The sequence below is a fragment of the Tautonia sociabilis genome (genome assembly GCF_003977685.1).
Classification (GTDB): domain Bacteria; phylum Planctomycetota; class Planctomycetia; order Isosphaerales; family Isosphaeraceae; genus Tautonia; species Tautonia sociabilis.
This window is the reverse complement of the sequence record NZ_RYZH01000020.1, coordinates 55,150-75,205: the sequence shown is the minus strand read 5'-3', so window position 1 is coordinate 75,205 and position 20,056 is coordinate 55,150. Positions and strand designations below refer to the sequence as shown.

18 protein-coding genes and 1 pseudogene are annotated in these 20,056 nt (G+C 71.5%); 2 read left to right on the top strand and 17 right to left on the bottom strand.

From position 1 onward, the window contains the following. Positions 1-43 precede the first annotated feature (43 nt). The 6 genes and pseudogenes from TsocGM_RS11940 to TsocGM_RS11915 all read right to left on the bottom strand — a co-directional run. Positions 44-829 carry a hypothetical protein gene (locus TsocGM_RS11940; protein WP_126725598.1) on the bottom strand — a complete coding sequence of 262 codons (786 nt, stop codon included), beginning with the start codon at positions 827-829 and terminating at the stop codon, positions 44-46. After that, the gene (locus TsocGM_RS11935) at positions 826-1,341 is read right to left on the bottom strand and encodes an ExbD/TolR family protein (protein WP_126725597.1); all 516 of its coding nucleotides are present in this window, start codon (positions 1,339-1,341) and stop codon (positions 826-828) included. Before TsocGM_RS11935 ends, TsocGM_RS11940 begins: the two co-directional genes overlap by 4 nt. Beyond that, the gene (locus tag TsocGM_RS11930) at positions 1,341-1,811 is read right to left on the bottom strand and encodes an ExbD/TolR family protein (protein WP_126725596.1); all 471 of its coding nucleotides are present in this window, start codon (positions 1,809-1,811) and stop codon (positions 1,341-1,343) included. Before TsocGM_RS11930 ends, TsocGM_RS11935 begins: the two co-directional genes overlap by 1 nt. 295 nt (positions 1,812-2,106) lie before the next feature. After that, positions 2,107-3,030 (bottom strand): MotA/TolQ/ExbB proton channel family protein, encoded by a 924-nt coding sequence (locus tag TsocGM_RS11925; RefSeq protein ID WP_233578778.1) that lies wholly within the window; start codon positions 3,028-3,030, stop codon positions 2,107-2,109. Between the two features lie 297 nt (positions 3,031-3,327). Further along, entirely contained in the window at positions 3,328-3,768 is a 441-nt protein-coding gene (locus TsocGM_RS11920) for a hypothetical protein (RefSeq protein WP_126725595.1), read from the bottom strand. Positions 3,769-3,833: 65 nt separating this feature from the next. Then, positions 3,834-4,163, bottom strand: a pseudogene (locus tag TsocGM_RS11915) (FKBP-type peptidyl-prolyl cis-trans isomerase); the annotation flags it as partial. A 206-nt stretch (positions 4,164-4,369) separates the two neighbouring features. On the opposite strand from TsocGM_RS11915, the gene TsocGM_RS11910 reads away from it, so the two are divergent. Then, positions 4,370-4,795, top strand: coding sequence for a RidA family protein (locus TsocGM_RS11910; protein ID WP_126725593.1), 426 nt, complete (start codon positions 4,370-4,372; stop codon positions 4,793-4,795). A gap of 13 nt (positions 4,796-4,808) precedes the next feature. Here TsocGM_RS11910 and TsocGM_RS11905 read toward each other — a convergent pair whose 3' ends face one another. The 3 genes from TsocGM_RS11905 to TsocGM_RS11895 all read right to left on the bottom strand — a co-directional run bounded on the left by TsocGM_RS11905 (position 4,809) and on the right by TsocGM_RS11895 (position 6,529). Then, positions 4,809-5,363 carry a Uma2 family endonuclease gene (locus tag TsocGM_RS11905; protein ID WP_126725592.1) on the bottom strand — a complete coding sequence of 185 codons (555 nt, stop codon included), beginning with the start codon at positions 5,361-5,363 and terminating at the stop codon, positions 4,809-4,811. A gap of 266 nt (positions 5,364-5,629) precedes the next feature. Next, positions 5,630-6,115: a c-type cytochrome gene (locus TsocGM_RS11900; RefSeq protein WP_126725591.1), complete on the bottom strand. Its 486-nt coding sequence runs from the start codon at positions 6,113-6,115 to the stop codon at positions 5,630-5,632. A gap of 132 nt (positions 6,116-6,247) precedes the next feature. Continuing rightward, entirely contained in the window at positions 6,248-6,529 is a 282-nt protein-coding gene (locus tag TsocGM_RS11895; protein ID WP_126725590.1) for a hypothetical protein, read from the bottom strand. A 115-nt stretch (positions 6,530-6,644) separates the two neighbouring features. Between TsocGM_RS11895 and TsocGM_RS11885 the strand changes: the two genes are divergently transcribed. Continuing rightward, on the top strand, positions 6,645-8,474 hold the full coding sequence (locus TsocGM_RS11885) for a hypothetical protein (RefSeq protein WP_158633512.1): 1,830 nt from the start codon (positions 6,645-6,647) through the stop codon (positions 8,472-8,474). A 73-nt stretch (positions 8,475-8,547) separates the two neighbouring features. On the opposite strand, the gene ilvC is transcribed toward TsocGM_RS11885, so the two are convergent. The 8 genes from ilvC to TsocGM_RS11845 form a co-directional block, all read right to left on the bottom strand. Next, positions 8,548-9,552, bottom strand: coding sequence for a ketol-acid reductoisomerase (gene ilvC, locus TsocGM_RS11880; protein ID WP_126725587.1), 1,005 nt, complete (start codon positions 9,550-9,552; stop codon positions 8,548-8,550). A 500-nt stretch (positions 9,553-10,052) separates the two neighbouring features. After that, on the bottom strand, positions 10,053-12,461 hold the full coding sequence (locus tag TsocGM_RS11875; RefSeq protein WP_126725586.1) for an FG-GAP-like repeat-containing protein: 2,409 nt from the start codon (positions 12,459-12,461) through the stop codon (positions 10,053-10,055). Positions 12,462-12,491: 30 nt separating this feature from the next. Beyond that, entirely contained in the window at positions 12,492-13,139 is a 648-nt protein-coding gene (locus tag TsocGM_RS11870; protein WP_126725585.1) for a bifunctional 4-hydroxy-2-oxoglutarate aldolase/2-dehydro-3-deoxy-phosphogluconate aldolase, read from the bottom strand. 361 nt (positions 13,140-13,500) lie between these two features. Further along, positions 13,501-14,592: an RMD1 family protein gene (locus TsocGM_RS11865; protein ID WP_126725584.1), complete on the bottom strand. Its 1,092-nt coding sequence runs from the start codon at positions 14,590-14,592 to the stop codon at positions 13,501-13,503. Positions 14,593-14,672: 80 nt separating this feature from the next. Continuing rightward, positions 14,673-16,490, bottom strand: coding sequence for a serine/threonine-protein kinase (locus TsocGM_RS11860; protein WP_126725583.1), 1,818 nt, complete (start codon positions 16,488-16,490; stop codon positions 14,673-14,675). Between the two features lie 89 nt (positions 16,491-16,579). Beyond that, entirely contained in the window at positions 16,580-17,713 is a 1,134-nt protein-coding gene (locus tag TsocGM_RS11855) for a molybdenum ABC transporter ATP-binding protein (RefSeq protein ID WP_126725582.1), read from the bottom strand. Between the two features lie 17 nt (positions 17,714-17,730). Continuing rightward, on the bottom strand, positions 17,731-18,405 hold the full coding sequence (modB, locus tag TsocGM_RS11850) for a molybdate ABC transporter permease subunit (protein WP_126725581.1): 675 nt from the start codon (positions 18,403-18,405) through the stop codon (positions 17,731-17,733). Positions 18,406-18,756: 351 nt separating this feature from the next. Continuing rightward, a complete protein-coding gene (locus TsocGM_RS11845; protein ID WP_126725580.1) occupies positions 18,757-19,998 on the bottom strand; it encodes a glycosyltransferase family 39 protein in 1,242 nt (413 codons plus the stop codon). Positions 19,999-20,056 lie beyond the last annotated feature (58 nt).

Below are 20,056 nucleotides of genomic sequence, written 5' to 3'. Positions count from 1 at the left end.
GGAAGCCTTCCGGCCTCCGCCATTCGGCCTCGGCGATCGATCGTCAACCCGGTGACTCCCCGTCATTCGAGGAGTCCTCCGAACCGTCGACGAACCGAGGAGGCGGGCCCTCCAGCTCCTCCCGCTGCCGTCGGCTGAGCCGGGGGCCCGGCCGGGAGAGCATCTGTCGGACGATCACCGAGAGGACGGCCGCGGCGACGATCCCCCCGACCATCCAGTCGACGAGACGGAACGGGCCGATGGGCCGCCAGGGGCCTTGGGCGGGGGCCCGGATCACCTCCGGGGCGGTCGGGCCGACCAGCAGCGGGGCGAGCCGATCCTCGTCGCTCGCCCGGTAGCGGAGCCGCTTCTGATACCAGCCGACGAACCGGACCGTCCCTCCCAGCGGGGTCGGGTCGCCCCCCTCGGGCTCGGGGTAGACGACGCAGGTCGGGTTGCCGGTCGGTGAGAACAGCCACAGCTCGACCAGCGGCGGGTACTCTCCGATCGCCGGCTGGTGAAACCGCCGGGCCGCCTTTCCCGTGATCGCCACCCGACGACCCTCGAACTCTTCCGGCCGCTCCCACAGCTCCCCGAAGGAAACGTCCACGGGAGGAGGGGCGTCCGGCTCGAACGGTCGGAGAGCGGTCCGGTAGGAGTCCAGGTCGGCGACCGTCAGCGGAGCATCGTCCTGGGTCGTCGCCGCGGACCAACCGGCGAGGACCAGGAGCCAGAAGGCTCCTCCCCGCACGGCCCAGCCGATCCGGGTCGGCTCCCGAGGGGTCGCTCGGGGTGAGGAGGGAGTCCCGGCCCCCGGCTCTCCGCCAGGGCAGGCGAACACGATGCTCATGGGCCCGCCCCCGGGTCGGAGCCGGCGAGGCGGACGGCGTCGACTCCCGCGGCCGAGCAGGCGCCGATGATCCGGGCGGCCTCCTCGTACCGGAGCCGATCGTCGGCCACGAGCCGGATCGTGACCGGCTCTCCCAGCAACTGCTCCCGGTAGCGCCTCAGGCGGTCCCGGAGGGCACCGGCGTCGGGGACCTCCGAGCCTTGCAGGGACAGGGAGACCAGGTCTCCCAGTTCGTCGGCCTCGGCTCGGACGACGAGGTCCGTCTCCAGGTCCGGGGCCATCGAGCCGGGCCGGGTGCGGCCGGGGGAGGCATCCGGCGAGGCGATCAGCGCGGCCGGAGCCGACGGCAGATACAGGTCGATTCGGCTTTCCCCGCTGGGGGCCTGGAAGGTGAGGATGAAGAAGGCCAGCAACTGGAACGACATGTCGAGCATGGGAGCCACCGGGAACTCGACGGTTTCCTCCGGCGCCTTCTTCCGCCGGCTGCGGAGCATGGCCTCGGGACCGAGCATCAGCGCCCCTCCTGCAGCATGACCACCAGGCTGAACCGGGCGAACCCGCTCTCCTGCGCCTCGGCCAGGGCCGACCGGACGGCGCCGTAGGGGGCGTCCCGGTCGGCCCGGACGATCACCTGCGTCGGCAGCTCCTCGGCCGGCTCCCCCAGCGAGGCGGCTCCTCGGAACCGACGAGCCGCCTGCTCCGCCCACCACCGAGACGCCTCCGACGCCGAGCGCTCCCTCCCCCCGGCGATCAGCGTGCCCGCCGCGTCGATCACCACCACCAGCCGGTCTTCTCCCGCCATCGCCCCGGGCAAGGCCGCCGGCGCCACCGGCAGTCGGACCTCGCGATCGGCCGCCTCGATCTGCGAGCCGAAGTGCACGAGCATCATGAAGAACGTGATCAGCTGCAGGACCACGTCCAGCAGAGGCGTCAGATTCAGGTCCAGGCGGTACGGGTCGCCCTGGCGATCTCGTCTCGTCATGAGAGGACCCGGATGGCGGAAGGAGGCCGGAAGACTGACTGCAGGAGGCCGAGGCGATTGCGAGACGACCGGAGGCGGATGGTTCGAGGGGAAGGTTCGCCCAATGCTCGATGCCGGGGGGCTTGCTCTCGGGGGAGCCCGAAGTCGTGTGAGTACGGAACGAGCCCGGGCCGATCCTCTTATCTGACGGACCATGGTGGGGGTGGGGATGTCTCGATCGCCCGTCGTCGAACGGAACCTGTCGCTGTCACATCCTGAGGCCGTCAGACGGTTCGCGTCGGCCCTCCGTCTCCGCTCACTCCTCCTTCGGCCCTCCGAGGGAGGTCCGCACCTGGGGTGGGGACGGCTGCACGGGCATCCCGCCTCCCGAACCGGCGGCCAGGGGGTGCGGCGGACGGATGCCGGGGGCGAACTGCTCCAGCAACGATTCGGCCGCCAGCTCCACTTCCAGCGACAGCCGAGCGATTCGATTGCGGAAGACCGCGTAAAAGGTGATCGCCGGGATCGCCACGCCGATCCCCATCAGCGTGGCGAACAGCGCCGTCGAGATGCCGCCGGCCAGCAGGGTGGTCTCGGGCTGGCCCTGGGAAGACATGGCCCGGAACGCGACGATCATGCCGTAGACCGTGCCGAAGAGGCCGATCAGCGGGCCGAGCGTGCCAACGGTGGCCAGGTAAGCGGTGCGATGCTCCATCTCCATCGTCACGTCATCATTGACCAGTTGCATCGCCCGGATCGCCGCCGGCTGGCCTCCCGGCAGCTTACGGACCCCGGCCGCCAGGACCCGGCCGAGGAACGAGTCGTCGCCGTTGACCCGCTCGAAGGCGGCCGAGTACTGGCGCTGCATCAGCAGCGAGCCCAGGTCCCGCGTCAGCCGCTCGGGGATCGCGACGGCCCGGCGGTACTCGAAGTACATCCAGGCCACCAGGGCGATCAGGTAGAACGACATGAGCAGCAGCACCACGCCGATCGGCCCGGTCGAGGTGACCATGAGCTTCAGGAACGAGGTGCCGAAGCCGGCGTCATCGGCGGCCGAGTCCGAGGGAACGACGTTGGCGTCCCCGGCGATCGCGGCTTGCCCCCCCTGGGCGATCGCCTCGGGGGGGCAAGCCGCCGCGATCACGGCCAGCAGGAGCAAGACCAGGGCCGGAGCCGGGGCCGAGAATGCGACACGCCGGCCGAATCGAGTGCGCAGGATCCGATGCACGGGTCGGTCCACCACGGGTCGGTCGGGCGAGGAGTCGGCTCGATCCTCGCGGGTCTCGGCGATGGAACACCGGCCCGCGCCAATCGTTCCAGCTTAGTCGATCCCCGCCAGGGCGACAACGCCGCCCGCCCGGCCGTCGTCGAGGGCGCCCGCACAATCGCTCAGAGCCTCCCGACTTTGCCGGGAGAGGCCGTTGGCGGGAGGGGGGGAAGACCACCGTTGCGACGGTCACGGGGCCGTTCGCCGATTCGGGTGGGCCCGAGGGACGGCCGGTTCGCCGATTCCGGTTCCGGCCGCCGCGTGCTGGGTTCAGCCCGAGCCGTGCTGTCGGATTGTCTCGACGACCTGCTCGTCGTCCGGCGGGCCGAGCGTCGGCAGGGCGGCGGAGAGGACGGCCCGGATCGCGCCGGCGGGGTCGAACAGGGGGACGGCCACCGATCGCTGGGCGCCGAAGGCGCGGAGCCAGTAACCGGAGCCAGTCTCGACCGGCAAGCGGCCGGCGACCGAGACGGCCGCGGAGCGTTCGGCCACGGCCTTGACGACTCCGAGGTCGGCGCGGTCCAGGTCGACCTCGAGGACCGAGTCCCGGAACCTCCGGGCCACCTCCCGGGGCATGTCCGGCGCCGGGGCGAAGGCCGCCAGCTCCAGCCGGTCCCCCCGGACGTACCACAGCCCGGCCGCCCTCGCGTCGAGGATGCGCCTCAGCGCCTCGACGTGATCGCCGGCCGCTCGCCCGTTCTGCTCGGACATGGCCACCTCGGCGATTGGGGCGTGGCGGGGAGGGTCGCCTCGCCCTTGGGACGATGTGTGAAATCGTTGATGCCCAGCGATTTGACCGCGACGATCAGGGTCGCGTTCGGCGGGTTGACGCCGCCGGCCCCCCGGGCGCCGTACCCCTCCTCGGGGGGGATGGTCAGCTTGCGCAGGCCGCCGACCGGCATGCCGGCCACACCCACGTCCCAGCCCTTGATCACCCTCCCGGCGCCGAGCGGGAAGGAGAAGGGTTGGCCGCGGTCTCGGGAGCTGGCGAACCGGGTGCCGTTGGTCAGCGTGCCGAGGGAGTGGGCCGAAACCGTCTGTCCCGGATTCGCCTCCGGCCCGGTCCCCTGCTTCCGATCTTCGATCTGCGTCGCGTTGCCAGCCATCGGCGTGCTTTCGCCAAAGATTGCGGGATCTGGGCCGATCGGCGGGCGATCCGGCCATCTTTCCCCGATGGTACCCCCGACCTGGTCCCCGGGCAACGGCGTGGTGCCGGGCCCCTGGCAGGAGCTTGACGCCCCCGACGGCCTGGGGCGAAGATGCGGGGCCGCATGCCCGACCATCCCCGCCGAGGCCGAGAGGTTCCCCGCCGATGCGCCAGAGCGTCCACGTCACCGTCTCTTCCCACGGCCCTCGGCTGCTGGCCTCGACCGGTTCTCCCTGGGAGCCGAAGGCGGGCTACGCTCGAGCCGTGCGGATCGGGTCGACCATCGCGGTGACCGGCACGATCGGCCTGGAGGCCGACGGGTCGCTCCCCCCGACCGCCGGAGCCCAGGCCCGCCGCGCCCTGGCGATCGTCCTGGCCAGCATCGAGGCCCTCGGCGGCACGGCCTCCGACGTGATCCGGACGCGCATCTATGTCACCGACATCTCCAAGTTTGAGGAGATCGCCGCCGAGCATGCCGAGGTCTTCGCCGCCATCCGGCCGGCGCTGACGATGGTCGAGGTCGCCCGGCTCATCCTTCCCGGGGCGTTCGTCGAGATCGAGGCCGACGCGATCGTCTCCGAAGGGACCTGATCCGTGCTGGCCGTCAGTCGAAGAACCGGCGGACGGCGACGCGGAAGTCGCCGAGCAGGTCGGGGACGGTCAACTCGTCATCGTCCTGGAGGATCCGGGGGGGTTGGTCGACTCGATAGACCTGGGCCGACCGGGAATCGGGGTCGAGGACGATCACGACCACGACCCCTGCGTTGAGGTACTCGGTTACCTTCGCCAGCACCTCGGGCCAGCGGTCGCCCGGCGAGCGGACCTCGATGATCAGTTCGGGCACCTCGGGGCCGTAGGTCTGAGGCAGCGGTCCCTTCGGCAGCCGGGAGTAGCTGTAGAAGGCGACATCCGCGCCTCGGACGGTGTCCGGGTTCCGCTCGGTGATCACACCGGAGTCGTTGCTCAGGACGTGGCCGAGGTCGTACTGGGCGGCGTGGAGTCTGAGCAAGAAATACGCATTCCCACAGACCTGCCCATGTCGTCGATTCGGCGGCGGCATGCGGACGATCCTCCCCCGAACGAGCTCCTCAGGATGACCGGGATCCGGTCGCTTCCCGAACTGTTCGGCCGTGATCGTCGAGGGCGCGGCCGTGGCCATCGGGCACCTCCTCGGCTCGAGGCAAGATTGTCCGATCCGATTATCGCCACAACCCGGCCGACAGGCCAGGGCTCGCGGCGGTGCGGATCGGCGGTCGAACGGGGGGCGATCGGTGGGGGACGGGGGCCTCGACCGCGACCGGGCCTCCCTCGGCGCGGAGGGAGGGCGGCGTGCCCGTCGTCCTCAGGGCGGAGACGAGGAATCCCGTCTCCGCCCGTCGACCGAGCCGACGAACCTCCCTGGCCGAGGGCCGGCCTCCCCCGCGGTCATCCTCCGGCTCCGTCGAGCAGATCCTCCGGCACCTCCCGGCCGGCGAGGCGATACATGTAGGCGGCGAGGGCGCGAAGCTCGTCGGGGTTGAAGGCGGTGTCCCAACCGGCCATCTGGGTGTCGGGGACGCCCTTGGTGATGACGGCGAGGACCTGGTCGGGGGCGTCGCCGTGCGTCCACTCGTCGTCGGTCAGGTCGCCGGGGCCGGGACCCTGGAGGCTCCGGGCGATGGGGCCGTCGCCGCGGCCGGAGGGACCGTGGCAGGAGACGCATCGCCAGTCGTAGAGGCGTTTGCCCTCGGCGACGAGGGCCTCGGCGTCTCCTCCGGCGAGGGCGCCGGGGTCGCCGGCCGGGCGACGGTTGGCGACCAGGCCCGCCGTCAGCGCGGCGAGGATGAGGACAGCCGCCACGGCGATGGTCGTGAACATCCCGTTCGAGCCGGATGGGCCGGCGCCTTCCATTGCGTCGAGATCGTCGTCCACGGTCGAGCTCCCGGGGGATGGCTGAGGCGATTGGCGGATGGTTGGTGGCGGATGGGGAGGGTCGGTCGGTTGATGCCGCCGACAGGTCTTCTGCCCCTCTGGCCTGGCCTGGCCGAGCCTGCCGCCGACGGGTCACACCTCGGCGATGTCGGCCAGGCGGGTGAGGGCGACGACCTCGTCGCGGCGGATGAGGACGCGGGCTCGGTTGCGGCGGATGCCGAGGCGGGCGGAGTCGAAGACGTAGATCTCGCGGGTGGAGCGGCCGTCCCGGAGGTCGTGGAGGTCGGCGTCCCGGACGTCGAAGAAGGCGGCGTCGGCGTTGGCGAGGGTACCGATGCAGACGTAAGGGGAGGTCAGGTCGATGACGACGGACTGGCCGAGGAAGTCGTCGAGCAGGGCGGAGCGGTCGGTCATGGCGGGGGAGTCTCCGGTCGTCGACCGGCCGGTGCGGGGGCGATCGGGGATCGCGCCGGCTCGGGGGTCGGGTCGCCTTGACGGATTCTAGGGGACGGGATAGGGTCCGGCCACCATGTCGAACCTCATCACCCCCACCGTTGTCGGCCTGGGCGTTGCCGTGTCCGCGTTCTCGATCGTGGCCGTGGCCGGGCCGTTGCCCGCGACCGCGGAGGTGCGATCGGCGCAGGACGGTGAGGCGACGTCGGCCGTCCCGTCGCCGCTCGAGGGACCCCTCGCGGCGCCCCCGATGTCCCCGGCACCGAGCCCGGCCGACGCCGGCCCGCCCCGCACGGTGCTGCTGATGAAGGACGGCAACGTCCGAGTCCTCGAGGGCCCGGTCGCCGAGGACCGGGAGGACTATGTCATCACCCTGCCGCTGGGCCCGGTCCGGGAGCCGAAGGCCCGGGTCGAGGCGGTCTTCGGGTCGCTCCGGGAGGCCTACGAGTACCAGCGCGACCACCTCCCCGACCGCGATCCCGACGAGCACCTCCGCCTGGCCCGCTGGTGCCTGACCTTCGGCATGGAGGCCGAGGCCGCCGAGCAGCTCAAGGCCCTGCTGGCCTGGAGCCCCGGCGACCCGACGGCCGAGGCGATGCTCAAGAGCCTGGCCGCCTCGGCGGCGTCGAAGGCGGCTCGCGACTCGGAGGTCGTCCGAACCGGGGCCGACGCCGCCGGCCTGATGGGCGGCGCCCGTTCCCCGCGCGACCCGGCCGACTCGGCCCTCGGCCGGATCCGGGCGTACAAGGGGCCGGTCGCGGCTCCAAGGATCTTCGACCTGCCGGAGCCGCTGGCCGTCCGCCGCTTCCAAGAGTTCGGCGAGACGGTCCACCGCGTCCTCCAGGCCCGCTGCGCTCGCTGCCACGACGAGCTGTCGGACCGCAACTTCCGGCTCGTCCGCGCCCGGGACCAGAAAGACTTGCGCAACGCATTGCTCATCCGAACAAACCTAGATGCAACGCTCGCCCTGGTCGACCGCGAGGCCCCCGAGCACAGCCCGCTGCTGATCAACGCCGTGATGCCGCACGGGCCGGACCAGCGGCCGATCCTTACCAATCCCAACTCGCAGGAATACCGGCTGCTCTGGGACTGGATCGAGTCGCTCCGAGGGGATGCGATCGCGGCTCCCGCCCCCGCGATCGCCGCGCCGGCACCGGCGCCCATGGTCGCCCCCGCCCCCGGGGGGTATCCGGCCGCGGCCGCGGCCCCGGCCCCGGCAAGGATGGCGCCCGGCTCGCCGGCCTTCGGTGGCGGGTTCGCCGCCCAGCGATCCGGCCCCGTGGCGACGGCCCCGGCGCAGCCTTCACCGACGCCGTTCGTGCCGAACCCATACGCGATCAACGAGCAGATCCGGATGGATGCGGTCCACCCGTCGGTCCCGGCCGACCTGGACTTCCAGACCGTCTCTCCGCTGCTCGGCTCGCCGGAGGCGGCCACGCTGACGATCGACGGCCGCCCCGTGCGGCCTCCTGGCGCGACCGCCCCCGCGCCGGCCTCGGCACCAGGATCGATTCCGACGCTGCCGGGCGCCGTCCCGATGCCGGGCGTGCCGGGGACGGCTCCCGCCCCTCGGCCGGCGCCTTCGGCGGGAGCCGCCCCCGAGCCGGGCTCCCCGGCCCTCCCGCCCGAGGGGGCACCCGGTGCTTCCGCCGTCGCCCCTCGACCGGCGGGGACCGCAACCCCGGTGTCGGGCCAGCCGGGCGTGGTCCAGCTCCCCGACGGGACGCAGATCCTCACCCAGGCCGACGGCTCGAAGGTGATGCGGCTGCCCACCGGCGAGATGTTGCCCTATCTGGATAAGGCCGCCGTCGACCAGACGGCCCGGTCGGATGGGGACGGGCGCGGATTGCAGATCGATCCCGCCTTGCTGGAGAAGCTCCAGAGGCGCCGGAACGGCGGGCGGTGAGGACGATCGGGAGATCCGACGACCAACCCCGCGCCCCGAGGGGGAGAGGGGCGCGGGGAGGAGGGCCGGGGGATCAGACGGTCTTGGCGTCGATCCAGCTCATCAAGCCGCGGAGACGCTGACCCACCTCCTCGACGGGGTGCTCGCGCTCGACCCGGCGAGTGGCCTTGAAGGCGGGCTGGCCGGCGCGGTTCTCCAGGATCCACTCCCGGGCGAACTGGCCGGTCTGGATCTCGTGGAGGATCTTCCTCATCTCCGTGCGGGTTTGCTCGGTGATGATCCGAGGCCCTCGGGTGTAGTCGCCGTACTCGGCGGTGTTGGAGATGCTATAGCGCATGTAGTTCAGGCCGCCCTGATACATCAGGTCGACGATCAGCTTCAGCTCGTGCAGGCACTCGAAGTAGGCCGACTCGGGCTGGTAGCCGGCCTCGACGAGGGTTTCGAAGCCCATCTTCACCAGGGCGGAGACGCCGCCGCAGAGGACGACCTGCTCGCCGAAGAGGTCGGTTTCGGTCTCCTCGGCGAAGGTCGTCTCGAGCACGCCGCCGCGGGTGCCGCCGATCCCCTTGGCGTAGGCCAGGGCAAGATGCTTGCCCTGCTCCGAGCAGCCGGGGCCGGTGGCGATCAGGCAGGGGACGCCGCCTCCCTTGACGAACTCGCTGCGGACCAGATGGCCGGGCCCCTTGGGGGCGACCAGGGCGCTATCCACGCCCGAGGGGGGCTCGACCTGGCCGAAGTGGATGTTGAAGCCGTGCGAGCAGAGCAGCAGGTTGCCGGGCTTGAGCTTGGGCTTGATGTCGCGGTTGTAGACGTCGGCCTGGACCTCGTCGGGCAGCAGGATGTTGACCAGGTCGCCGGCCTCGGCGGCCTCGGCGGCCGACACGGGTTGGAAGCCGTGCTCGACGGCCAGGTCGTAGTTCTTCGAGCCGGGGCGCTGGCCGACGACGACGGTGCAGCCGGAGTCCCTCAGGTTCTGGGCGTGGGCGTGCCCCTGGCTGCCGTAGCCGATGATGCTGATCGTCTTGCCCTTGAGCAGTCCGAGGTCCGCGTCCTGGTCATAGTACATCGTCGCCGGCATGGGCGGGATCCTTCTGTCTCTTCGCGACTCTGGCGGGGGTGCACGATGGGGTGGGAGCGCTGCGACGTCGTCGGCCGGCCGCTCGCGCGCGGTCGACGACCGCCCGCGCGGCCGCGCGACCCGGCCAACGTCTTACCATATTGGCGGGGCCGATCGCCAGATGGGCCGGCCTGCTCTCCCTCGTTGTGCCCGACGGCGAGCTCGCGATGGCCGAGCCGGATCCCGTCGCCGGGCTCGGCGACGTCCGGATCGTGCCAGAGCCCTCGAACCCCCCTCGAGAAGCCGGTCGAGGGAGGGGAGATCGCGGTGGCGGTCGCTCCGCTCCGGAGGCGACGGCTCCGACTCTGGTCGCCGAGGGGGACCAGACGGACCGGCCGAGGGTCCGTCGTCATCCGGCTGGCGATCGGCTGTCGTCTGGTTGCGCTCGTGGAGGTCGCGTCGCGAGCGAGCAAGGGCTGTCCGAGGCCGGCGGTGACGGGGAGGGGACGGCCCCCGATCGATCAATCGGCCGGCTCGACGACCTCGACGGTGCGGCCCATCGGCACGTCGCGGAGGACCTGAGGCCCGGAGCCGGCGACGGGCCATCGGATGGTGAGGGACTCGATCGCCTCGGCGTCTCCCAGGCCGAAGGTCTGGGCCAGCGCGTTGCCGCCGAAGCTCAGGCCGCCGGAGACGAGGCGGTGGAGGGATCGGGTCGAGCCTTCGGGAGTTCGGACGTCGACTCGAATGCGGGCGCCGAGGGCGGATCGGTTGGAACGGGTGCCGATCAGTTTGAGTGTCACCCAGTTGCCGGAGCGGCCGGGGTTGCGGAAGAGGGCGTTGTAGGAGCGGTCTCCCGGCACGGCCCCGCCGAGCTGGACGAAGAGGTCGAGGTCGCCGTCTCCCTCGAGGTCGGCGAAAGAGACCCCGTGCCCCTTTTGCAGGTGGCCGGTGCCGCTGGCGGCGGTCGCGTCGAGGAAGCGGCGGCCGGCATCGTTGCGGAGCAGGACGTTGGGCATCAGGTACGAGTAGCCGGGCCGGCCGGTGGCGAGGTAGAGGTCGAGGAAGCCGTCGCCGTCGGCGTCGCCGACATTGGCGCCCATCGGCAGCCAAATGCGGTCGAGGCCGAGCGAGGGGGAACAGTCGGTGAAGGTGCCATCGCCGTTGTTCCGGTAGAGTCGGGGCCGGGGATTGCCGACCCTCGTGGCCGAGACGGGATTCTCGGAACCGGGGTTGGCGACGCCGAGCTGGCGGTGATGGGAGAGGCTGTCGACCTGGTGGGCGACGAACTCGAGCAGGTCGGCCGAGTAGTCGGTCGCGAAGAGGTCGAGCCGGCCGTCGTTGTCGAAGTCGAACCAGCCGCAAGCGAAGCCGTCCTGGGGGGCGGCGACGCCGAGATCGGGTGCGAGGTCGGTGAACGTGCCGTCGCCATTGTTGCGGTAGAGGCGGTTGGGGGCCGCCATGTTCGACACATACAGGTCGGGCAGGCCGTCGTCGTCCAGATCTCCCCAGGACGCTCCCTTGGCGTATCGGCCGTTGGCGACGCCGGCCCGGGCGGTGACGTCGGAGAAGGTGCCGTCGCCGTTGTTGCGATAGAGCCGGCAGAGGCGGGAACGGTCGTCGCCGTCGAGCGCCCCGGGGTCGACGAACAGGTCGGCGGCGTCGAGGCCCCCGACCCGGGATTCGCCGCAGACGAACAGGTCGAGGAGGCCGTCGCGGTCGAAGTCTCCCCAGGCCGCCGACTGGCTGGCGATCGGAGCGGAAAGGCCGGCGGCCCGGGTCACGTCCTCGAACCGGCCGCCTCCTCGGTTACGGAGCAGGCTCATCGGCGCGGGGTTTTCCCAACCTCCCCGCAGCAGCAGGACGTCGAGATTTCCGTCGTTGTCGAAGTCGGCGTGAGTGCAGTTGACGGCGAGGATCTGGCCGTCGAGGCCGGCCTCGAGCGAAACGTCGGCGAACGTGCCGTCTCCCTGGTTGACGAACAGCCGGGCGCCGGTTTCCGTCTCGTAGGTGGTCCAGAACAGGTCGGGCAGGCCGTCTCCGGTGAAGTCGTCGAAGACGCTGCCGCCGGCCATGTCGGGCCCCGAGGCGAAGAGCCCGGCCGGGCCGGCGACGTTGTCGAACCGCCCGATCGCGGTGTCGGCCGGTTCGTCGGGAGTCGGGAGGACTCCCGAGGAGTCTCGGCCGAGGACCGTCAGTGCGAGGGAGAGGACCCAGCGCATCGCCAGGTCCTCGGGACGCTCCCGAAGATACGCCGAGAGCCGGTCGACGGCCTCGGCCGCGCCGTCGGGCAGCAGGTGGACGGCCTGCTCGTCGATTGGCCAGATGCAGCTCGACGGGCCGATGCAGCCGATGCAGTTCTCCGTCTCCCCTCGCCGAAGGGCCGCCACCCCTCGGAGGGCCTCCAGGTTCGCCCGCAGGCCGACGGGCACGAGCGGATCCTCGGCCGCTTCGGCCGCCAGGGAGAGCCGCCGCTCGGCCTCGTCGAACCGCCCTTCGTAAAGGAGCAGGAGGCCGATCTCGCGGTGGAACTTCACGCGGAGCTGCGGGGCGTCGCGGCTGGACGGATCGATCGCCGCCAGCAGTGCCTGGTTCTCGGCGATCCCCCGCCGGGCGCGCTCTCGGATGGCCTCGGCGACTTGCCGCAGGTCGCCGCGATCGGACACTGGCGGCATGTACCGGCTGGCCGAGGTGAACCCGCTGTCGTCGACCAGCTCGGTGCCGTAGGGCGGGATGTCCAGATACCGTTCGGCCGGCGAGAGCGTGGGCGATCCGGAGGAGGAGCCGGCCGGTGCGGGAGCGGCGGGAGGGCTGCCCGTCGTGAGGGGGGCCGGCCCCGGTGCCGAGCCGGGTCGGCAGCCGGGGAGGAGCGGAAGCGACATCGCCAGGGCGAGCCGGGCTCGCCAGCAAGTCGGGCGGGTGCGAGGCATGCGGTCCCCCTCGGGTGCTTCCGTCCGGGATCAGTCGCCTCGGAAGCGTCGGACGATGGCGACGTATTGCTCGGCGAGGGAGCGGATGCGGGAGAAGTCTCCGGATCGGATGGCGGCGGGCTCGACGAGCGAGGAGCCGACGCCGAGGCAGCAGGCGCCGGCCTTGAGGAAGGACTCGGCGGTGTTCAGATCCACCCCGCCGGTCGGCATGACGCGGACCTGAGGCAGCGGGCCGCGGAGGGCCTTCAGGTAGGAGGGCCCTCCGACGTCGGCGGGGAAGATCTTCACGATGTCGGCTCCGGCTTCCCAGGCGGAGAGGACCTCGGTGGGGGTAAACGCGCCGGGCATGATCGCCTTGTCGTAACGTCGGCAAAGCGTGATGACCTCGGTGTTCACCGTGGGGGAGACGAGGAACTCGGCACCGGCGAGCAGGGCGGCGCGGGCGGTCTCGGGATCGAGCACGGTGCCGGCGCCGAGAACGATGCGGTCGCCCATCGCCTCCCGGACGGCTCGGATGACCTCGGTGGCGCCGGGCACGGTGAAGGTGATCTCGGCGGCCGTCACTCCGCCGTCGGCCAACGCCCGGACCACCTCGGTCAGTTGCTCCCCCGACTCGGATCGGACCACGGCGACGATGCCGCAGTCCAGTACACGCTTCAACGTCGATTCCCGGGACATCGGTGGCGGACTCCTCCTCGCGGACGGTCGGTCGTACAGGCGGTCGGGGTCGAGGGCTCGGGCTCCGCTCGAGGCGGGGGCCGGCCGATCGTCTCCGACATCATCGCCGCCGGGGCATGGTCCGGTCCACCTCCCGCCGTCCCTGGTAAGGTGACGGTAGATGCCGCCATCTCGAATGCGGATGGGGATCGCGGCTGGGTTTGCGACCCGATCGAGCCGCCGGCGGGTTCTGGCGGGATACGGCCGAGTCGTGTTCTGGACGCCGCCGGGACGGTGAGGGCGTCGGCTCGGACGACTCCGCATCTCCCGGTTGGCCGAGGCCGGCGCCCTGCTGCCGAGGCTTCTCACCAACCGATCTGGCTCAGCGGAAGAAGGCCAGGATGATCTCGAACGCGATCAGGAGGATGATCACCAGCTCCAGGAATTCCGCCCGGCGGTTTCCGGCCTGGGAGGTGAGCAGGTCGTAGACGTCGCCAACGGTTTCCAGCTTGCGGCGGATGGAGTTCTGCCACTCTCGGAGGTGGAAGCGGGCGGAGGCGAGGTCGTAGACGCGCACCAGGTACTGGTCGCCGATGAGCTTCAGGGCGTTATCGGCCCGCTCGAACAGGGACGTGGCCTCGATCTCCAGCTCGCGCACCTGCCGGACCGCGTCATTGTGGGTCGGCGACCAGACCAGCGGCAACCGAATTCGGGGGCGGACGGGGTGGATGGTGGCGTAGGCGCGCTCGAGGCGGTCGTCGAGGCGGTCGTCGATGTGTCGGAATTCCAGGAGCTGGACGTTGGCGAACTCCAGGACCTGGATCGTGTCGGCGCAGTCGCGGTCGGCGACCACGGCGGCGGCCCAGTCGATGACGATGGCGTCGTTTGGGGCGTAGGAGATCGCCAGCCGGGTGGCCTCGTCGACCTGCTCGGGGGACATGGGTTCGCTCTCTAGCCGGACGAGGCCGGCGACCCACGAGCGGTGGGTCTCGAGCCAGTCCGCCGAGGCCTCGCCGAGCTGGAAGATGACGTATTCCTCGCTCAGATCGCTGATCTCGAACTCGGTCACCACCGGCCGGATGCGGTCCAGCCAGGGGGCCAGCACCAGTCGGGCCGAGGCGGTCAGCGGTGTCGGGTCGGCCAGCTCGTTGGCCAGGGCGAGCAGCTCGTCGGGGGTCATGCGCACGGGGAACCGGATCGCCAGCGAAAGAGCGCCGAAGTCGAACAGCGAGAGGTCCGCCCGAGGGGGCTCGACAGGCCTTCCCGGCGGCGGCAGGGCCACGCCCGAGGCGTCGAGCGCCACCCGGAGCGGGGCCGGACGATACCGGATCGACTCCGGCGTCCGTCGCCGACGCGCCAGCGCCCCAGCCTCGCCGGCCAGCAGCGGACGGGCCCGCTCCAGGTCGATCTCGTAGCCGAGGTCGAAGGCGAAAGCCAGATGGATTGTGGCGTCGATGGGGATGTCGGGGAGCATGGAGCGTCCAGGGGTGGGCGGATCGGGGGGCGGAAGGCGGATGGCTGGCGATGGTCGGCAGAGGAGCGCTGATCGGTCGATCAGCCGGGGTCGGGGTCCAATGGGGCGGGGGGCGACGCGGGGGAGAGAGCGGCGGGCTCGTGGGATTCCCACCAGGACCGTGCCCGGGAGGCGTCCCAGTCCGAGGCGCAGGAGCAGCAGGAGAGGGCTCGGCCGAGGGACTCGGCGGAGCGGTAGCGATCGATCGGATCCTTGGCCAGGCAGCGGAGGACGATGCGGTCGAGGTCGGCGGGCACCTCGGGGCGGATCCGAGAGGGGGGCGAGGCGGGCTCCCGGGAGACGGCGGCCATGACCCGAAGCGGCGTGTCTCCCTGATGCGGGGGCTGGCCGGTCAGAAGGAAGTAGGAGACGGCCCCCAGGGCATACAGGTCGCTCCGGGGGCCGAGCCGGGGGTCGCCGGTGGCCTGCTCGGGGGACATGTACAGCGGAGTGCCGGCGACCATCGCGGTCCCCTCGACGTGCGAGTCCTCCGCATCGCCGCCGACGGCCTTGACCAGGCCGAAGTCGAGCACCTTCACCACGTCGCACTGGCCGCCGAGCACCGCGGCGAACAGGTTGGCCGGCTTCAGGTCGCGGTGCACCAGCCCGGCGGCATGCGCCTCGGCCAGCGAGTCGCACGCCTGCCGCAGCAGGTAGACCGCCCGAGCCGGCGGCAGCGGTCCGTGGCGGTCGACCAGTTCGTCCAGCGACAGACCGCGGAGATATTCCATCACATAATAGAACGTTCCGTCTTCGGTTCGGCCGTAGTCGTACACCTCGATCGTATTCCAGTGCGACAGCCGAGCCATGGCCCGCACCTCGCGCTCGAAGCGCTGCAGCGCAACCGGGTCGCCGGCGCGGTCGGGCCGGATGAGCTTGATCGCGCAGGGCCGCTTCAGCAGGTGGTGCTCGGCCAGGTAGACTTCCCCCATGCCCCCGGCGCCGAGCCGGCCCCTCAGGAAATACTGCCCGAGCCGCCTGGCCTCGAACGCCTGCACACGCAGCGCGTTGATGATATGGCTGCCGTACACGGCGATCAGCCATCCCAGCAGCAAGATCAACACGTTGGTCGAGATTTGCTCGAAGGTCGCCAGCACTCGCACCAGCGACCGGCTCCCCAGGGTGGTCAGCATCACGCTCGTCTGCACCACTCCCGAGGAGAGGAAGAACAGCCCGACGATCCGCGCGGCCCGCTTCCAGGTGTTCGGGACGAACAGCCCGTAGAGGATCATCAGGACCATCCAGAAGATGACCGCTCCCTCGATGCTGCCCAGGAGCTTCGCGGCCACCCCCACCAGCCGGGCCACCTCGTCGTGCCCCGGCGGATCTCCCAGGCGCATGACCTGGGTGATGACCCGGTCGCCGCGCTCGATCCAGTAGGTCGTTGTCGAGTAGTGCGCGACGGCGAAGAACATCAGCGCCGAGCCGAAGATGGACAGCTCGAACTGGCGGAGCCGGCGCAGCGGCCAGCCCCGGCGCCGGCCGAGCAGCGCGACCATCGTCCCCTGCACAACCAGGGTCGTCGCGTGCAGCAGGTCGACGGCCAAGAACCGTTTGGCCCCCTCGGCCTCGAGCAACTGGTTGCGCAGGAAGAAGGCGGTGAAGCCGACCAGCAGGATGACAGCCACCGCTCGCAGCCGGACGCGCAGCAGCTCCCTTGTCTCGTCGGAAAGATCGACCGAGCCCTGGACCATCTCCACGTGCGGCGGAGCCGGGTCGTCGCCGATAGAGCGGCCGTCTCGGCCGCCGCCGAGCCCGGATCGCGAGAGGCGGTCGAGGGAACGGGTCTCCGAGAGGTCGATCGTCTCGGCCAGGCGGTCGGGCTCGGTGGGGGTGGCGTCCGGTCTCGTGGCGTCCATCGAGTCGGCTCGGCTCGGGTCGGGTCGGGACGGCTCATCATCGGGGCGAGCGGGAGGCGGGAGGCGGGGATGTCTCGCCTCGGAAGCGATCAGGGCGCGAACGGCTGGTCCTCGGCGGCGACCCGACAGCTGCGCGCCTTGATGATCATCCGGACCGAGACGCCCGGTTGCAACGCCAAGGCGGAGACCGCCTCGGCCACGACGCTGACGATCCACCGCACGCGACCCGAGCCGACCACCACCTCCGCTTCCCCCCCGTGCGGCACCAGCCGCTCCACCACTCCCGGCAACACGTTTCGGGCGCTCAGGCCCGCCACCGGGCCCAGGGCCAGCAGGATGTCGTCGGCTCGGATCGACACCACCACCGCTGTCCCCTCCGGTTGGTCGACCCTCGGTACGACCAGCTCCGGCCCGCCGTCGATCGCCACCCGGGACGAGCCCCCCTCGTGCCCGGCCACCACGCCTCTCAGCACGTTCCGGACTCCCACCAGCCCCATCCCCGACCGGCTCGCCAGCACGTCCAGCGGCGGGCCGTCGGCGATCACCCGGCCCGATTCGATCAGCAGGAGCCGGTCCCCCAGCGCGATCGCCTCGGTCGGGCTGTGGGTGACGTAGAGCACGGGCACCCCCTCGGCCCGGTGCAGGAGCCGCAACCGGTCGACCAGCGCGTCGCGTCCCTCCAGGTCCAGGGCGCTAAACGGCTCGTCGCAGAGCAGCAAGCCCGGCCTCGGCGCCAGCGCCCGGGCCAGTCCCACCCGCTGCCGCTCTCCCCCGGAGAGCGTCGCCGGCCGTCGGCCGAGCAGGTGGGAGACTCCGCACAGGGCCGCGACTTCCGCCAGGCGATCGTCGGCCCGGCGACGCTCCCAGCCGGTCAGGCCGAACCGGATATTGGCCGCCGCGTCCAGATGCGGGAACAGCAAATCATGCTGGAAGATCATGCCGATCCCCCGCGTCCGCAACGGCTCGACCTGCCTCCGATCGCCGTCGAAGAGGGTCCGTCCCCTCAGCCGGACGAGCCCCGCATCCGGCCGTTCCAGCCCCGCGATGAGCCTCAGCAGCGTCGACTTTCCCGCCCCCGACCGGCCGAACAGGACGACGATCTCGCTCCCCGTCCGGAACTCCGCCTCGACCGTCAGCCCCGAGTGCACTCGACGCCGGACCCTCGCCTCCAGCACGGCCGGCCCCGAGTCCTCGGCCTCCGGGGCCGACCCCTTCGCTGCCATGCTCGATCCCTTTTCCGTCATGTGGGACCTGCCCCCCGGCTTGCCGGCGTCCGCTGCACGGCGACGAGCACGCCGACGGCCACCGCCGCGATCATCGCCGACAGCCGAGCGGCCGTGGCGGGGTCGCCGGCCTCCACCGCGTCGTAGATCGCCATGGCGGCGGTCCTCGTGCGGCCGGGGATATCGCCCGCCACCATCAGCGAGGCGCCGAAATCCCCCAGCGCCCTCGTGAATGCCAGGAACGCTCCCGCCAGCATCCCCCGCCACGACAGCGGCAGCGTCACCCTCGCCAGCACGGCCCACTCCCGACGCCCAAGCAGCCGGGCCGCGTCCTCCAGCGCCGGGTCGACCGCCTCGATCGCCCCCCTCGCCGGCAGCAAGAACAGCGGGAAGGCCGCCACGCTCGAGGCGATCACCAGCCCCGTCCAGTGGAACACCGGCACCCCGCCGACCACCCGCTCCAGCACCGCCCCCAGCGGCCCCCGCCGGCCCAGCAGCACGAGCAAGCCGTAACCCAGCACCGTCGGCGGCAGCACCAGCGGCAGCGTCAGCAGCCCCGCCAGCACCCCCTTGCCCGGGAACCTTCCCCGAGCCAGCACGATCGCCGTCGGCAGGCCGACCAGCACGATTGCCGCCGTCGCCATCGCCGCCACCCGAATCGACAGCCAGAGCGGCCCGATCGTTTCCACCATCGTCCCGTGCCGCCTCCCTCTCCGGAACGCTCGGCCGGCTGGCCCGCGGCCCCCTCCCGGTCCGCCCAGCCCCCCGTCCATCTCCGGTCTCGACCCCATTCCCGAGCCCGGCTCCCCGTCTCCGATCGGAGTCCCTCACGAGGTGCAGCCGGAGAGGATGGGATCGTGTCGACCCCCGTCCCGGCAGGCTGCCGACGCGAAGGTCGACACAACCCCACTCAGCCCAGCCCGACCTGAAGCCTTCAACCGCGGAACTCCGATCCGAATGACCATACCGGAATCCGGCTCCTCGATCCGCCATCCGCCATCGCCTGACCTGAGCCGAATGCGTTGTCTCCCGCCTCGTCCGCATCAGAACGGATCCGGCCTCAGGTCCCCATGCGGGTCGAAGTTGCGGAGGTGGGGCCCGGTCAGATGCTCGGCCGCCTCGATCGTCGGCAAGACGAAGGCGAACACCACCAGAGCCGCCCGAGCCCGCCGAGACGGCCACCGCTCCCAGATCGCCCCGAGCCCCCCGCCGATCAGGAGCAGCAGCGGCACCACCAGGTACAGCGCCAGCCTTCCGTGGAACGGGTACACCCGAACCGCCGAGGCCATCGCATGCAGGAGTCCTGGCATGAGCAGCAAGGCAAGCACTCCGCCCCCTCGATTCCGGGCGATCCGAGCCGCTCCGATGCCGGCCAACCCCAGCCCCACCACCGCCGACGCCGCCCTCCCGACGGGGAAGGCGAGCCTTCCTGGCCCGGCGAACAGGTTCAAGGCGTGCACCGCCAGCTCTCGAAGGTCGTCGACCGATCGCGGCGGAATCGGCAGGAACGCGAACTCCCAGAACACCTGCATGGCATGGTCGCTCCCCCCGAGCATCGCCCGAGCGACCATCAGGCTCCCCAGCCCGCTCACTCCCCAGAGCGCCCCGCAGCCGACCGCCCAGGCCAGGTCCTCCCGATCCTTCCTCCGGGCGGCCGACCAGACCCACGCCAGCGCGACGGCCGGCACGACGAACCCCGACGCGAACGCCAGCCACGGCACCGCCGCTCCGAAGACCGCCGCCGAGGCCCGCTCCCCGGCCCTCCTCCTCCCCGAGACCGCCCCGACCCCGAACCAGAGCGCTCCCACCGCCGCCGCCACGTCCACGATGTACGGCTTCAGCTCCGCCCCGAAGTAGATCAGATCCCCCGACAGGGCGAACGCGCCCACCGCCATCGTCGCCGCCGCGCCCCCGAGCGCCCGGTCGGCCAGCGGCCGGAACGCCACCAGCGCCGCCACTCCGGCCACCATCGGCACCAGCCGAAGGGCTCGGACCGATCCTCCCAGCAGCTCGGCCGCCATCCGCTCCAGCGCCAGGAACCCCGGCGGGACCAGTTGGCCTCCCTTCGTCGGTCGGAGCAGGTCCAGCGGCCCCATCCCCTCGATATTGGTCCAGAGGGAGTACTCGTCCAGCCAGAACGCCCTCCCATGAGCGTACTCGATGACCCGAAGCGCCACTCCCACGGCCACCAAGCTCCAGACGACCACTCCCGGCGTCCCGAATCGCCGCAACGCCGGTCCGACCCACGGTTCCAGCTCGATCCTCCCGCGCCGTCGGCTCGCCATCCGCCCCCGCCCCACCGCCCTCGATGCGACGCCTCCCGGCCGCCGCTCCGATCATAGC

What these genes read in the sequence shown, in the direction of transcription:
- modB (WP_126725581.1), bottom strand. Translation starts at nt 18,405, where the DNA reads ATGGTGGAAACGATCGGGCCGCTCTGGCTGTCGATTCGGGTGGCGGCG.
- TsocGM_RS11870 (WP_126725585.1), bottom strand. Translation starts at nt 13,139, where the DNA reads ATGTCCCGGGAATCGACGTTGAAGCGTGTACTGGACTGCGGCATCGTC.
- TsocGM_RS11895 (WP_126725590.1), bottom strand. Translation starts at nt 6,529, where the DNA reads ATGACCGACCGCTCCGCCCTGCTCGACGACTTCCTCGGCCAGTCCGTC.
- TsocGM_RS11860 (WP_126725583.1), bottom strand. Translation starts at nt 16,490, where the DNA reads ATGGACGCCACGAGACCGGACGCCACCCCCACCGAGCCCGACCGCCTG.
- TsocGM_RS11845 (WP_126725580.1), bottom strand. Translation starts at nt 19,998, where the DNA reads ATGGCGAGCCGACGGCGCGGGAGGATCGAGCTGGAACCGTGGGTCGGA.
- TsocGM_RS11875 (WP_126725586.1), bottom strand. Translation starts at nt 12,461, where the DNA reads ATGCCTCGCACCCGCCCGACTTGCTGGCGAGCCCGGCTCGCCCTGGCG.
- ilvC (WP_126725587.1), bottom strand. Translation starts at nt 9,552, where the DNA reads ATGCCGGCGACGATGTACTATGACCAGGACGCGGACCTCGGACTGCTC.
- TsocGM_RS11905 (WP_126725592.1), bottom strand. Translation starts at nt 5,363, where the DNA reads ATGGCCACGGCCGCGCCCTCGACGATCACGGCCGAACAGTTCGGGAAG.
- TsocGM_RS11855 (WP_126725582.1), bottom strand. Translation starts at nt 17,713, where the DNA reads ATGGCAGCGAAGGGGTCGGCCCCGGAGGCCGAGGACTCGGGGCCGGCC.
- TsocGM_RS11910 (WP_126725593.1), top strand. Translation starts at nt 4,370, where the DNA reads ATGCGCCAGAGCGTCCACGTCACCGTCTCTTCCCACGGCCCTCGGCTG.
- TsocGM_RS11940 (WP_126725598.1), bottom strand. Translation starts at nt 829, where the DNA reads ATGAGCATCGTGTTCGCCTGCCCTGGCGGAGAGCCGGGGGCCGGGACT.
- TsocGM_RS11935 (WP_126725597.1), bottom strand. Translation starts at nt 1,341, where the DNA reads ATGCTCGGTCCCGAGGCCATGCTCCGCAGCCGGCGGAAGAAGGCGCCG.
- TsocGM_RS11885 (WP_158633512.1), top strand. Translation starts at nt 6,645, where the DNA reads ATGTCGAACCTCATCACCCCCACCGTTGTCGGCCTGGGCGTTGCCGTG.
- TsocGM_RS11920 (WP_126725595.1), bottom strand. Translation starts at nt 3,768, where the DNA reads ATGTCCGAGCAGAACGGGCGAGCGGCCGGCGATCACGTCGAGGCGCTG.
- TsocGM_RS11865 (WP_126725584.1), bottom strand. Translation starts at nt 14,592, where the DNA reads ATGCTCCCCGACATCCCCATCGACGCCACAATCCATCTGGCTTTCGCC.
- TsocGM_RS11930 (WP_126725596.1), bottom strand. Translation starts at nt 1,811, where the DNA reads ATGACGAGACGAGATCGCCAGGGCGACCCGTACCGCCTGGACCTGAAT.